Annotated in this window: 13 protein-coding genes; 6 read left to right on the top strand and 7 right to left on the bottom strand. The window is 68.7% G+C overall.

From position 1 onward, the window contains the following. Genes ABZ345_RS26060 through ABZ345_RS26045 form a run of 4 tightly spaced genes read left to right on the top strand, consistent with a single transcriptional unit; the run spans nucleotide 1 to nucleotide 3,713 of the window. The gene (locus tag ABZ345_RS26060; protein ID WP_359854156.1) at nucleotides 1-768 is read left to right on the top strand and encodes an ABC transporter ATP-binding protein; all 768 of its coding nucleotides are present in this window, start codon (nucleotides 1-3) and stop codon (nucleotides 766-768) included. A 57-nt stretch (nucleotides 769-825) separates the two neighbouring features. Next, nucleotides 826-1,605 carry an enoyl-CoA hydratase-related protein gene (locus tag ABZ345_RS26055; protein ID WP_359853799.1) on the top strand — a complete coding sequence of 260 codons (780 nt, stop codon included), beginning with the start codon at nucleotides 826-828 and terminating at the stop codon, nucleotides 1,603-1,605. Beyond that, nucleotides 1,595-2,551, top strand: a complete 957-nt coding sequence (locus ABZ345_RS26050; protein ID WP_359853796.1) for a class I SAM-dependent methyltransferase — start codon at nucleotides 1,595-1,597, stop codon at nucleotides 2,549-2,551. Before ABZ345_RS26055 ends, ABZ345_RS26050 begins: the two co-directional genes overlap by 11 nt. A gap of 1 nt (nucleotide 2,552) precedes the next feature. After that, nucleotides 2,553-3,713 (top strand): class I SAM-dependent methyltransferase, encoded by a 1,161-nt coding sequence (locus ABZ345_RS26045; protein WP_359853793.1) that lies wholly within the window; start codon nucleotides 2,553-2,555, stop codon nucleotides 3,711-3,713. 23 nt (nucleotides 3,714-3,736) lie between these two features. Here ABZ345_RS26045 and ABZ345_RS26040 read toward each other — a convergent pair whose 3' ends face one another. Continuing rightward, entirely contained in the window at nucleotides 3,737-4,300 is a 564-nt protein-coding gene (locus ABZ345_RS26040; RefSeq protein ID WP_359853790.1) for a TetR/AcrR family transcriptional regulator, read from the bottom strand. Nucleotides 4,301-4,393: 93 nt separating this feature from the next. Between ABZ345_RS26040 and ABZ345_RS26035 the strand changes: the two genes are divergently transcribed. Then, on the top strand, nucleotides 4,394-4,783 hold the full coding sequence (locus tag ABZ345_RS26035; RefSeq protein WP_359853787.1) for a DUF4267 domain-containing protein: 390 nt from the start codon (nucleotides 4,394-4,396) through the stop codon (nucleotides 4,781-4,783). Here ABZ345_RS26035 and ABZ345_RS26030 read toward each other — a convergent pair. The 5 genes from ABZ345_RS26030 to ABZ345_RS26010 all read right to left on the bottom strand — a co-directional run bounded on the left by ABZ345_RS26030 (nucleotide 4,719) and on the right by ABZ345_RS26010 (nucleotide 10,910). Beyond that, a complete protein-coding gene (locus tag ABZ345_RS26030; protein WP_359853784.1) occupies nucleotides 4,719-5,444 on the bottom strand; it encodes a nucleotidyltransferase domain-containing protein in 726 nt (241 codons plus the stop codon). The two genes, ABZ345_RS26035 and ABZ345_RS26030, sit on opposite strands and share 65 nt — an antisense overlap. A gap of 123 nt (nucleotides 5,445-5,567) precedes the next feature. Further along, nucleotides 5,568-6,257, bottom strand: a complete 690-nt coding sequence (locus ABZ345_RS26025) for a LuxR C-terminal-related transcriptional regulator (protein WP_359853781.1) — start codon at nucleotides 6,255-6,257, stop codon at nucleotides 5,568-5,570. A gap of 153 nt (nucleotides 6,258-6,410) precedes the next feature. Beyond that, nucleotides 6,411-9,668, bottom strand: coding sequence for a GH92 family glycosyl hydrolase (locus ABZ345_RS26020; RefSeq protein ID WP_359853778.1), 3,258 nt, complete (start codon nucleotides 9,666-9,668; stop codon nucleotides 6,411-6,413). A 58-nt stretch (nucleotides 9,669-9,726) separates the two neighbouring features. Then, complete coding sequence (locus ABZ345_RS26015; RefSeq protein WP_359853776.1) at nucleotides 9,727-10,563, bottom strand: nucleoside hydrolase; 837 nt, start codon at nucleotides 10,561-10,563, stop codon at nucleotides 9,727-9,729. Nucleotides 10,564-10,613: 50 nt separating this feature from the next. Continuing rightward, on the bottom strand, nucleotides 10,614-10,910 hold the full coding sequence (locus ABZ345_RS26010; RefSeq protein ID WP_359853773.1) for a hypothetical protein: 297 nt from the start codon (nucleotides 10,908-10,910) through the stop codon (nucleotides 10,614-10,616). Between the two features lie 81 nt (nucleotides 10,911-10,991). Between ABZ345_RS26010 and ABZ345_RS26005 the strand changes: the two genes are divergently transcribed. Beyond that, the gene (locus ABZ345_RS26005) at nucleotides 10,992-11,747 is read left to right on the top strand and encodes a DapH/DapD/GlmU-related protein (RefSeq protein WP_359853770.1); all 756 of its coding nucleotides are present in this window, start codon (nucleotides 10,992-10,994) and stop codon (nucleotides 11,745-11,747) included. Here the strand turns inward: ABZ345_RS26005 and ABZ345_RS26000 are convergent. Beyond that, nucleotides 11,716-12,471 carry an SGNH/GDSL hydrolase family protein gene (locus ABZ345_RS26000; RefSeq protein ID WP_359853767.1) on the bottom strand — a complete coding sequence of 252 codons (756 nt, stop codon included), beginning with the start codon at nucleotides 12,469-12,471 and terminating at the stop codon, nucleotides 11,716-11,718. The two genes, ABZ345_RS26005 and ABZ345_RS26000, sit on opposite strands and share 32 nt — an antisense overlap. Nucleotides 12,472-12,491 lie beyond the last annotated feature (20 nt).

Here is a 12,491-nt window from a genome sequence, read left to right as displayed (position 1 = left end):
ATGGCGGGCGTGTCAGTCCGCCGAGGCAAGAACACGCTGGTCGGAAACATCGACTGGAGCGTGGAGCTGGACGAGCGCTGGGTAGTGCTGGGCCCGAACGGCGCCGGCAAGACCACCCTCCTGAGGCTGGCGAGTGCCGAGCTGCACCCCACCAAGGGCAAGGTCCACCTCCTGGGCGAGCGCCTGGGCAAGACCGACGTCCAGGAGCTCAAGCCCCGGATCGGGCTGTGCTCCGCAGCGCTGAACGGTCGCGTGCCCGGCGACGAGACGGTCGTCGACCTGGTCGTGTCCGCCGGTTACGCGGTGCTCGGCCGGTGGCGCGAGGAGTACGGCAAGCAGGACACCGACCGCGCTCGTGAACTGCTCGGCACGCTGGGCATCGAGCACCTGGCCGACCGGCTCTACGGCACGCTGAGCGAGGGCGAGCGCAAGCGCACGCTGATCGCCCGCGCGTTGATGACCGACCCCGAGATGCTCCTGCTCGACGAGCCCGCCGCGGGCCTGGACCTGGGCGGCCGCGAGGACCTGGTCGCGAAGCTGTCCGAGCTCGCCATGGACCCGGACGCGCCCGCGACCATCCTCGTCACCCACCACGTCGAGGAGATCCCGCCCGGCTTCACCCACGCGTTGTTGCTCCGCGAGGGCTCGGTCGTCGCGCAGGGCCTGCTCGACGACGTCCTCACTGAGGAAAACCTCTCAAAGGCGTTCGGTCAGGACCTCGAACTGCAAAAGTCGGGGGAGCGGTTCTTCGCCCGCCGGAAAGTCTGAGAAGCTACTGCCGGGTAACGTGACACCGCCGTCGCGACAAACATGGAGGCGCTTGCAGTGGCTGAGTTCGTGAGGCTGGAAGTCGAGGACGGGATCGGCACGATCCGGCTGGATCGGCCGCCGATGAACGCCCTGAACCGGCAGGTGCAGACCGAGCTCCAGGCCGCGGCCAAGGAGGCCTCGGAACGGCCGGACGTCTACGCCGTGATCGTCTACGGCGGCGAGAAGGTCTTCGCGGCCGGCGCCGACGTCAAGGAGTTCGCGCAGATCTCCCACGCCGAGATGACGCTGCGGGCCAAGAGCCTGAGTGACGCACTCGGCGCGCTGAGCACCGTCCCGAAGCCGACCGTCGCGGCCATCACCGGCTACGCGCTGGGTGGCGGCTTCGAGGTCGCGCTCGGCTGCGACCGCCGCATCGCCGGCGACAACGCGAAGCTCGGCCAGCCCGAGATCCTGCTCGGCCTGATCCCCGGCGGTGGCGGCACGCAGCGCCTCGCCCGGTTGATCGGTCCGTCCAAGACCAAGGACCTGCTCTACACCGGCCGGTTCGTCGGCGCCCAGGAGGCGCTCGAGATCGGCATGGTCGACCAGGTCGTCGCGCCGGACGACGTGTACGCGGCAGCTGTTCGCTGGGCCAAGCAGTTCGTCAACGGGCCGGTCCTCGCGCTCGCCGCGACCAAGGCCGCCGTCGACGGTGGCCTCGACACGGACCTCGAGTCGGGCCTCAAGTTGGAGAGCCACCTCTTCGCGGCGCTGTTCGCGACCGAGGACAAGAAGGCGGGCGTCGAGTCGTTCATCGAGAACGGGCCCGGAAAGGCGAAGTTCAGTGGCAACTGACCCGGCACCCAACCCGCACGCGACGGCCGAAGAGGTCGAGGCCGCGTGGAAGGACACCAAGCTCGCTCAGGTGCTCTACCACGACTGGGAAGCGGGCACGTACGACGAGAAGTGGTCGATCTCCTACGACGACCGCTGCATCACCTACGCGACGGACCGGTTCCGCGCGGCGGCCGGTGACGTGGGACCGTACGAGCACGCGCTGGAGCTGGGCTGCGGCACCGGTTTCTTCCTGCTGAACCTCATGCAGGGCGACGTGATCAAGAAGGGCTCGGTCACCGACCTCTCGCCCGGCATGGTCGAGGTCGCGCTGCGCAACGCTTCGCACCTCGGATTGGACGTCGACGGCAGGGTCGCCGACGCCGAGCGGATCCCGTACGACGACAACACGTTCGACCTCGTCGTCGGCCACGCGGTGCTGCACCACATCCCCGATGTGGAGGCGGCGATGCGCGAGGTGCTGCGGGTGTTGAAGCCCGGCGGCAAGTTCGTGTTCGCGGGCGACCCGACGAACATCGGCAACTTCTACGCCCGCAAGCTCGGCCAGGCGACGTGGTGGCTGACCACCAACCTGACCAAGGCCGTGCCCGCGCTGGGTGGGTGGCGTCGCCCGCAGGAGGAGCTCGACGAGTCTTCTCGTGCCGCCGCGTTGGAAGCCGTCGTCGACCTGCACACGTTCGACCCGGACCAGCTGGAGGCGACGGCTCGTCGTGCGGGCGCGGTCGGCGTTCGCGCGGTGACCGACGAGCTCTCCGCTGCTCTGTTCGGCTGGCCGGTCCGCACGTTCGAGGCCGCCGTGCCGCGCGAGAAGCTGGGCTTCGGCTGGGCGATGTTCGCCTACCGCACCTGGCAGAACCTTTCGTGGGTCGACCAGAACGTCTTCGCGAAGGTCCTGCCGCGCGAGGTGTTCTACAACGTGTCGGTCACCGGCAAGAAGACCTCCTGAGTTGGGCTACGCGTTCACCTCTGCCGACGTGGCGTTCCTGCGTTCCGATGCCGGAGTCGCCGCTCTCGCCGAGGTGAACGCGTTGCCCTTCACCGACTCTTCCCGCCTGCGCGACGTCGGCGTCGCCCGCAAGCTCCTCGGTTCGCAGTTCGCTCCCGTGGTGGAAACCGTGCTGCTGCGCCGTCGTGCGGTGTCCAAACTGGACTCGGCACAGGACTGGCTCTTCACCGACGACGCCCTGCAGCAGGCCACGGCGTCGCCCGTCGCCCGCCACCGCGCCGAACGGTTCAAGGGCCGGGACGTCCACGACGTCACGTGCTCGATCGGCGCTGATCTCCACGCTCTGCACGCGGTCGCGGCGCGGTGCGTCGGCTCGGACCTCGACCCGGTGCGGCTTGCCATGGCGCGCAACAACGTTCCGGGCCAGCTGGTCGTCAGGGCCGATGCGCTCCGGCCCGTTTCGCGTGCCACCGCGGTCACCGCGGACCCGGCCCGTCGCGACTCGTCCGGCCGCCGCAAGTGGCACCCGCAGGACTTCGTGCCGCCGCTGGACGAGCTGTCCGAGATCTACTCGGGTGTCGACCTCGCCGTGAAATGCGCGCCCGGCATCGACTTCGCCGTCGCGCCGTGGGCTGATGAGATCGAACTGGTGTCGCTCGACGGTGCTGTCCGCGAAGCCTGTCTGTGGACGCGAGGCCTTGCCACCCAAGGGGTTTCGCGCCGAGCCTCCGTCATCCACGGTGATGACATGTGGACGATCACCGACGCCGAGCCCGACGACTCACCGGTCGCCCCGCCCGGCGAGTGGATCATCGACCCCGACGGCGCGGTCGTGCGCGCGGGTCTGGTGCGGCACTACGCGGCCAGGCACGGCCTGTGGCAGCTCGACGAGCGCATCGCGTACCTGAGCGGAGACACGCCACCGGCGGGCATCCGGGCGTTCCGTGTGCTCGAGCATGCGCACTACACCGAGAAAGCGCTCAAGTCGCTGCTGAAGACGCGCGGGATCGGCCGGCTGGAGATCCTGGTGCGCGGCCTGGACATCGACCCGAACACGCTGCGCAGGCGGCTGAAGCTCGCCGGGCCCGATGAAGCGACCGTGGTGCTGACGAGGATCGGCACTGGGCCGGTCATGGTGCTGTGCAAGGCAGAACGGACCTGATCTCGAACGCCGCCTGACCCGGGCTATCGGCTCAGGCCCATCACGAGGTCCAGGCGGTCGAGGTGGTGGTCGGGCCGCAGGCGCTTGCCGTGGGTGAGCGTGGCGATGCCGTGCAGCGTGCTCCAGAAGACCTCGGTCAGCGTCTCCAGATCACGGTCACCCGCAACGGGTTCGACCGCGGCGACCAGCTCGCCGAACGCGTCGCGCAGCTCCTGCGGCGCGTCGTCGGTGCCGAACGGGATGTCGACCTGTTGCACGAACATCGCGTCGTAGAGCGCGGGCCTCTCCCTGGCGAACTCCAAGTACGCCTCCGCGGTGGCCCGCAGTCGTGACTGCCCTGGTGCGGGACGGGCTTTGCGCAGGTGCCTGGCCAGCTCGCCGCACCCCTGGATCGCGACCTCGCGCACGATCGCGTCCTTGCCCTTGAAGTGGCTGTAGAGCACCGGCTGGCTGTACTCGACCTTGTCGGCGAGCCTGCGCGTGGTGACCGCGTCCCAGCCCTCCGCCTCGGCCAGCTCGCGGGCCGCGTCGATGATCAGCTGGTGGCGTTCCGCGCGTTCGCGTTCGCGGCGGTTCTGGATGGTCACGACCCTGAATCTAGCACTGCTAGACATCCGAGCGCTTGTTCTGTTAGCGTCGCTCTTGTCGCTAGCAATGCTAGAACTTCTGTGGAGGACATCATGCGGGTGAACACGGTCATGGCCTGGCTCGTAGTGCTGGCGGGGTTCGTCTTCGGGCTGAACTTCCTGTTCAACGGGCCGGGTGCGGCAGCGGGGTTCGGCATCACCGACCCGGACGGCTACTACATCGTGAAGGGCGTGCGCGACCTCGCGTACGCCTTGACCGCGCTGATCCTGCTGTTGCTGGGGCAGCGGCGAGCGCTGGGCTGGGTCGTCCTGGCCGACTCGATCATCCCGATCGGCGACTGTCTGGCCGTGATGACGCACGGCGGCACAGTGGGCTACGCGCTCGCGGTGCACGGGTCGGCGGCCGTGCTGGTGCTGCTCACCGCTGGACTGCTGCTCCGGGAGACAACGCCCGCACGGCCTGAGCCAGCGCCGAGTCGTTGATCTCGGTCAGCAGCAGTCCGGTCAGCACGTGGAACGCACGGCGCAACTCGTCGGGATGTGTGGAGAGCACGAGCGTCCCGGCGAACTCGCCGGCGTCGCGGAGATCGTCGAGGCCCCGCCCCTGGACCGCGTTGACGCCCTCGGCGAGGCAGCGCAACGACATCACGTGGTCGCGCATGTTGTTGATCATGTAGAGCGCCTGCCAGCCGCGCCCGCGCTCGATCGACGACCGCGCGTGCAGCCCGTAGAGCCACGCGAGCCCGACGAGCTCGGCGCGGTCGGGTTGCGGCGAGTGCGGAAGCTCGTTGGCCTCACCGAAGAGCAGCCGGAACGTGGGCCCCGTCGCCCCGAACTCCGTCGAAGGCCAGAACGCGATGTCGACCTGCAACGTCGACCGCATCAGGAAGACCCGGAAGAGAACCGCCCCGCGCCGCACGTCGAGGTGGCTGACCGCTCCGCACGCGTACAGCAGGGCGGTCCAGTCGGCCACCACCGCGTCCATGTCGCGATCAATCGACAACGCGAAGTCGATGTCGGACCAGCGATCCTCTTTGCCGACCGCCGCCGACCCCGTCAACGCCGCTCCGACCACGCGCGGGTCGGTGTCGGCGGCGTTGACCAGGTCACTGCGCAGGCACTGGCGCTCAGAAACGGTGAACACCACCCAACACTATTGGCCGCGACTCGAGCGGGAGACGCGGGTGAAGCGCAGTGTTCTGCAAGATCGTCAGGCTCCGCGCGGACGAAGAACCATGCAGGGGACGCCAATCCCTTACGTCGTTCGCTATGTCAGCAACCCCAGCCGCCGCGCCTCCGCCAGCGCCTGAGCCCGGTTGTGCACCCGGAGCTTGAAGAACAGTTGCCGCTGCTCCGACTCCACGGTCTTCACCGCGATCCCCAACGCCGAGGCCGTCTGCCGCACCGACTCCCCGCGCGCGATCGACGCCAGGATGTCGTGCTCCCGATGCGTGAGCGCGGGAACGTCGTCGTGCAACGCGGCGCTGCGGCGGGGAGTCCGGATCAGACCGAGGCGGGCGACCACGGCGGCCGCCTGCACGCGGCTCTGCACGCCGAGCTTCGCGAAGATCCGCCGCTTGTAGTTGACGACGGTGTGCGGCGAGAGTCGCAACGCCGACGCGACCACGACGGCGGACAGTCCGGAGCAGACGTACGCGAGGACTTCCATCTCGCGGTCGGTCAGCGCGCCCGGAGCAACCCGGCGCAGCGGAAGCAGCGGCACGTGTTCCAGGGAGGCCCGGAGCGTTGCCAGTCCGCACGTCGGGCAGAGCGGCACGAGTGGAAAGTCCGGTACAAGAGCCGGTTCGAGCTGGCCCACCACGACGTCCGGCGGGCGCAAACGGCACAGCAGCACCAGGTCCTCGAGCGTGCAGGCGGTGCCCACCACGAGCCAGCCGGGCAGAGCATCGAGCCAGGTCGCGACGGCGTCGGAAGTGAGCAGATCCGACGAGTGCACTGCGATCCTCGTTGACCGCACGCAGTTGGGCATGGCGCCTCACGCTCAGAGCGAGGCGGCGGCGCTTGGGCTTACGTCACAACATAGGACGTGGGTGGTTCCTACCGCCAGCGCGACAAGAACCACCCACGTTCGACGAACCAGCTCCAGGAGTTAGCCCAGTGCCACAGCGAAAATGTGCAGGTCGACATCTTCCGGGAGCACGACGCTCGCCAGCGTCTTGCCTTCCGGTGCCGCGTACGTCTTCGTCGCGAAGATGTGCGTGGCGACCTTTTCGTTGCCGCCGCCGAGCGTGTTGCGGTACGGCGTGTTCGCCACGATCACGTTGCCGTAGCTCGGTGCCTGGCCTCCACCGCCCAGTGTCCAGTCGCTGAAGCCGAGGTCGACCGACGCGGTGGTGCCGTCCGTGAACGTCACGACCGCGGAACGGGTGCGGGCTCCGTTGGTCGCCGAACCGAGGAGGGCGAGCCGGGTTCCCGACAGTGCAAGCGTTTGTTTCGCCGCGGTCGCGTTGTCCGGGCGGCCGGGAGGTGACGAGGGCCAGGTGAACGTGAGGCCGTCCACCGTGCCCGTGCCACCGGACGGCAGGCCCGCCGCGGCGAGTGCTTCCCGGGAGTAGCTGTAGCCGCCGCCGTCGAAGTCGCCGTCACCGTCGGCGTCGGCCGAGGCGCCGACGTTGTTGACGGCCGCGAGCATGCTGCCCGCCGGCGCGACCTTCACCGTCTTCGGCAGCACGACGGGCTTCGCGGCGCCCTCGACGGTCACCGTGACGGTGAAGTCGTAGAAGCCGTTGGGCGCGCTGGGCTGCGGGGTGAGTACGAACTCGCCGGGCACGGTCCCGGTGACGGGGGTGACCGGGATCATCGGCGAGCCCTCGACCTTGTACGTGGCCTTCGGGTCGCCGTCGTAGAGCTTGACCGCGTTGACCTTCACCGTGGTCGGCTTGCCCTGCTCGGCCACGAGGTCGCGCGGCTCGACGGTCAGGAAGTACGGCTGGTCGTGCTTGATCGGCTGTTCGCCCTCGCGGAACGACGGCGGCGCGTCGGAAGCACCGGTGCCCCAGGAAGAAGGCGTCTTGCCCAGCACGAAGTCCAGCTTGCCGCCGTGCTCCACGAACGACTCGGGCAGCCAGGTCTTCGTCGTCGCGCGACCGTTGACCTTCAGCGACTGCACGTACTTCGTGGCGTTGTTCGCGGCGGGCGCGTTGATCGTGATGTCCTTGCCGCCACCGCGGTTGATCTTCACCGACGTGAACAGCGGGCTGCTCAGCACCAGTTCGGCACGCGACGGCACCTGCGGGTAGATGCCCATCGAGGTGAAGACGTACCACGACGACATCGCGCCGAGGTCGTCGTTGCCGGGGATGCCGCCGGGGGCGTTCTTCCACAGCGTGCCGATCGTCTCGCGCAGGGTCTCCTGCGTCTTGGCGGGCTGGCCCGTGTAGTTGTAGAGCCACGGGACGTTCACCGACGGCTCGTTGTCCAGTTCGGACTTCGCCCCGCCCTTGCCCGTCAAAGCCCAGCTGCCGTCGGCGTTGTGGAAGAAGTCGTCGAGACGCTTGTTCGCGCGCTCGCGACCGCCCAGCGACTCCACGAGCCCGGCGACGTTGTGCGTGACCATCCACGTGTACTGGGCGCTGCTGCCCTCGACGAAACCGTTGCCGGTGTCGGGCGTGAAGTCCTTGACCCACGTGCCGTCGGCGTTGCGGTTGCGGATGTAGCCGCCGGTGGAGTCCGCGACCGGGTCGAAGTTGTTCTGCCACCACTGCGCGCGCTCGGCGAACGTCTTCGCGGTCTTGCGGTCACCCGTGCGTTCGGCCAGCTGGCTGATCGCGAAGTCCGCCGCGGAGATCTCCAGCGTCTCCGCGGCGCCGCCCCACGCGTTCGACACGGACGGCATGTACTTGTTCTGCAGGTACTTGTCGAGCGACGGCCGCTGCCCGACCGACATCACGGCCCAGCCGTCCTTGCTGAGGTCCTGCGCGGTCGGCACGGTCGCGGCCTTGACCAGACTCCGCAGCGACGACTTGATGTCGTACTTGTCGCCGCCGAACGCCGAAATCGCGGCCAGCGCGATGGGTGCCGGGTCGCCGTTCATCACGTGCGTGCCGCCGCCGTTGTGCGTCCAGCGGTCCCAGACGCCGTTGTTCTGGTCGGACTGGTTGAGCAGCGACTGCGCGATGTCGGACCCGATCTGCGGTTCCAGCAACGTGACGAGCTGCAGCTGCGAGCGGTAGATGTCCCAGCCGGAGAACGTCCCGTACTGGGCCTTCTGCCTGCGCTTGTCGATCTTGTGGGGCTTGCCGTCGAACCCGGCGTACTCGCCGTTGACGTCGCTGAAGAGGTTGGGGTGCAACAGGGCGTGGTACAGCGCGGTGTAGAACTTGGTCCGCTCGTCATCGGAGCCGCCGCCGACCTCGATGCGCTTGAGCTGCTTCTGCCACGCGATGTACGCGTTGTCCCTCATGTCCTCGATGGACTGACCTTTGTTCTCGGCCTGCAGGTTCTGCTTCGCGTTGTCCAGGCTGACGTAGGAGATGCCGACCTTGACGTTCACCTGTGAGCCGGGCGCGAACCCGAGGTAGGCGCCGGAACCCTTGCCCAGCACCGGCCAGCCGTTCGTCCCGTACGTCGTGCCGCCCGCGGAAGTGGTGCTTCCCGCGGTGACAACGTTGTCCTGGTACGTGCCGACCTCAGCGAAATCCTGGTCGAACTCCGCCACGAAGTGCAGCGTGTAGTAGCTGCGGCGGCCGACCTGGTTGATGTAGCCGCAGAAGTTGCCCGACGTGACGGAGCCCGTGATCGTCCGCTTCTCCTTGTCGATCACGGTCTGGGCGTCACTGCTGCCGACCTGCGACTTGGAGGTGTTGATCAGGACCGTGGCCGGTTTGCCGGCGGGGAAGCTGAAGCGCGCGGCACCGGTGCGTTCGGTGGCGGACAGCTCGGCCTTCGCGCCGGACTTCAGCGTCACGTCGTAGCGGCCGGGCTTGGCCACCTCGTCGGCGTGCGCGAACTCGCTCGCGTAAACGGCGTCCGTCGCGTCCGCGGTCGGCGACGTGGTGACGGTGCCGACGTGCGGGAAGATCGGGATGTCACCACTTCCGCCCGCGCAGCCCGTCCCGGACATGTGGGTGAGGCTGAAGCCGCGGATCTTCGTGGCGTCGTAGCGGTAGCCACCGGGTGCCGCGGCGCGCAGGGTGTTGCCGCGGGACGCCTCGGGGCTGAAGGAGAACATGCCGAACGGCACGACCGCGCCGGGAAAGGTGTTCCCGAGGTTGGTCGTGCCGATGAACGGGTTCACGTGCGCCGCGGGATCCGGCACCACCTGAATCTGGGGCTGAGCGGAGGCAGGGACCACTCCGAATGTCATGGCCACCGCCACCGCAGCTGTCATGAGGACTCTTCGCTGCATGGACGCGGACCCTACTTACCGTGCCCGCCCAACCCCAGAGGGTGAGTCGAAGTTGTCGTCAACCGGACAAGCGCTGCTCCATGAAGGCCCTCAGCGCGGGCCAATCGGTGTCCTCCGCGACCTCTACCTGGTGATTTCCCTCGACCAAAGCTCCGTCGTCGTCAACGTCGAGCAGGTGCGTTCTCGTCTTGAGCGTGCCGGGAACGATCGCTTCCGCCACCGCCACGGCGTCGTGGACGTAGATCCCCTGGTTCTCCGACCGGTCGGCCAGGTACGCCCGGTAGGTGCCGGTGAGGTTGCTCAGCACCGGGTCGATCCTGGACAGGAACTCCGCGTCGGCGATGCACCGGTGGGTGAGGTTGAGCGGCACGATGAGCGGTTTGCCCCGGCGGATCACCGTCTGCGCGGCCTCGGGATCGGCCCAGAAGTTGAACTCGGCCCGCTCGGTGGTGTTGCCGAGCCCGAGCCCACCACCCATGACGATCAGCCGCGGGATCTCGATGCCCGCGTCGAGCACGGCGGCGATGTTGGTCAGCGGCCCGATGGCGGCGACCACGGTGCGCGGCCCGAGGTTGTCGGCGAAGAACCGCACCGGATCGTCCCCGTAGACGCCCTTCTCGTTGTCCGGCAACGTGTGCGCCTGTCCGCCGAGGCCGTCCTCGCCGTGCACGTCCGCCGCACCCGCGGGCCCCTCGAACCCCTCGACCACGGGCACCTCGGCGCGCCCGAGGTAGGCGAGCAGGCGCAGGGCGTTGCGGGTGGTGAGCTCGAGGCCGACGTTGCCGAACACCGTGGTGAGGCCGACGAGCTTCACCTCGGGGCTGCGGGCGGCGAGCGCGATAGCGAACGCGTCGTCCACGCCGGGGTCGGTGTCGATGATCAGAGGGATCGCCATGCTCCCAGCTTGTCAGCGGAAGCCTTCGGGCACCCTGTCGAGCTGGTCACTCAGCCCCCAGTTGCATGCTCCTGGGGTGTCTGAGCCTCGGCGCCGACCTCGGCCACGTCCCACACGACGTTGCGCAGCCCGGGCCGTTCGAGCCAGCCCTCGTCGCGCATCTTCGCGTGGTAGCGACGCGCGTCGTCCTCGTTGTCGAACACCTGGATCGCGTGGCCGTCCTGCGTCCACGTCCCGTGCACGAACCCCGGCGTCCCGACCTTGCTCGACGCCATCAACGGCACCTGCGCGCGCCACTCGTCGTGCATCTCCGCGCTGAGCTCCCAGACGCCTACGACCGCCCACATGCCGCACCTCTGTTCGCCGTGGTCGTGACACCTTAGAACCGTTTTCAGGCACTCGGCAGCGCGAAGTTAGAGTCTTCGTCCATGACTTCGATGTGGGGCGCTCCGGTGTGGACCCGGTGGGCCAGGTCGACCCGCGACCCGCAGCAGGCGCGCTTCCTCACGCTCGCCTCGCTGCGCTGGGTGCTGCGCCACCGCGCCTACACCCCCTGGTACCTCGTGCGGTACTGGCGGCTGCTCAAGTTCCGCCTGCTCAACCCCCACGTGGTGCTGCGCGGCATGGTCTTCTTCGGCAAGCGGGTCGACGTCATGGCGCGGCCGGGCTACGGACGGCTGGAGATCGGCCGCTGGGTGCACATCGGCGACGGCAACGCCATCCGGTGCCACGAGGGGTCGCTGCGCATCGGCGACAAGGTCGTGTTCGGCAAGGACAACACGGTCAACTGCTACCTCGACATCGAGATCGGGGCGTCGTCACTCGTCGCGGACTGGGTGTACATCTGCGACTTCGACCACAAGACCGAGGACATCACGCTGCCCATCAAGGACCAGGGCATCGTGAAGTCGCCGGTGCGCATCGGGCCGGACTGCTGGCTCGGCGCCAAAGTGACCGTGCTGCGCGGGACCCGTGTCGGTCGCGGGTGTGTGCTGGGCGCGCACGCGGTGGTGCGCGGCGACGTGCCCGACTACAAGATCGCGGTCGGGATGCCGGCGCGCGTGGTGCGGGACCGGCGCGCCGACTACGAGGCGGACGCTCAGCGGCGCGCGGACATCGCGGACATGGCCCGCAAGGCCAAGGAGGCGCTGGCTAAGCGAACGGAAGAAGCTGCGGACGCTTAGCGCGGAAGCCGTCGCCCGGCTGGCGGCCGATCAGCTTGTTGCGGGACCGCGAGTATGCGACGGGCAGCACCTGGTCGCGCAGCCACCGCCAGTGGTCCCACAGCGAGGACGGTGCCGCCGAACCCTCCAGGGGCGCCATCCACGACGCGTCGAACGGGATGTCCAGCGCCGACAGCAGATGGCCCGCCAACCGCCTGTGCCCCAACGACGACAGGTGCAGGCGGTCCGGGCCGAAGAAGCGCGAGTCCTGCACGCACTCGTCGTCCCACACGTCGACCAGGACCGCGCCATAACGCACGGCGGCGACGCGCACGGCGTCGTTCAGGGCCTCGATGCGCGGACGCATGCGCCACCCGAAAGGCATGCGCTGTGAGACGTCGCTCAACGTGAAGACGGCGACGGTCGGCGCGAACGACGTCACCGCGCGCACCATCGCGTCCACCCGGCGACCGATCTCGCGTCCGGAAGCACCGGACATCACGTCGTTGCCGCCACCGAACACGGCGACCAGGTCAGGCTCCAACGCCGTGGCGGACGGCACCTGCTCCACCAGCATCTGGTCGAGCCGGCGGCCGCGCACGCCGAGGTTGGCGTAGCGGAAACCCGGCCTGTCCAGCACGGACGCGACCCGGTCCGCCCAGCCGCGGTACCGGCCGTCGGGAAGCAGGTCGTCCAGGCCCTCGGTGCAGCTGTCCCCGAGCGCCACGAAGCGTTGGTATTTCATTCAGTCCTCGGTCGCCTTCT

The sequence above is a fragment of the Lentzea sp. NPDC005914 genome (assembly GCF_040629405.1).
GTDB lineage: Bacteria > Actinomycetota > Actinomycetes > Mycobacteriales > Pseudonocardiaceae > Lentzea.
The sequence above is the reverse complement of the archived record's forward strand: the minus strand, read 5'-3'. Positions and strand labels throughout refer to the sequence as shown.

What these genes read in the sequence shown, in the direction of transcription:
- ABZ345_RS26060 (WP_359854156.1), top strand. Translation starts at nt 1, where the DNA reads ATGGCGGGCGTGTCAGTCCGCCGAGGCAAGAACACGCTGGTCGGAAAC.
- ABZ345_RS26035 (WP_359853787.1), top strand. Translation starts at nt 4,394, where the DNA reads ATGCGGGTGAACACGGTCATGGCCTGGCTCGTAGTGCTGGCGGGGTTC.
- ABZ345_RS26020 (WP_359853778.1), bottom strand. Translation starts at nt 9,668, where the DNA reads ATGCAGCGAAGAGTCCTCATGACAGCTGCGGTGGCGGTGGCCATGACA.
- ABZ345_RS26015 (WP_359853776.1), bottom strand. Translation starts at nt 10,563, where the DNA reads ATGGCGATCCCTCTGATCATCGACACCGACCCCGGCGTGGACGACGCG.
- ABZ345_RS26010 (WP_359853773.1), bottom strand. Translation starts at nt 10,910, where the DNA reads ATGTGGGCGGTCGTAGGCGTCTGGGAGCTCAGCGCGGAGATGCACGAC.
- ABZ345_RS26005 (WP_359853770.1), top strand. Translation starts at nt 10,992, where the DNA reads ATGACTTCGATGTGGGGCGCTCCGGTGTGGACCCGGTGGGCCAGGTCG.
- ABZ345_RS26000 (WP_359853767.1), bottom strand. Translation starts at nt 12,471, where the DNA reads ATGAAATACCAACGCTTCGTGGCGCTCGGGGACAGCTGCACCGAGGGC.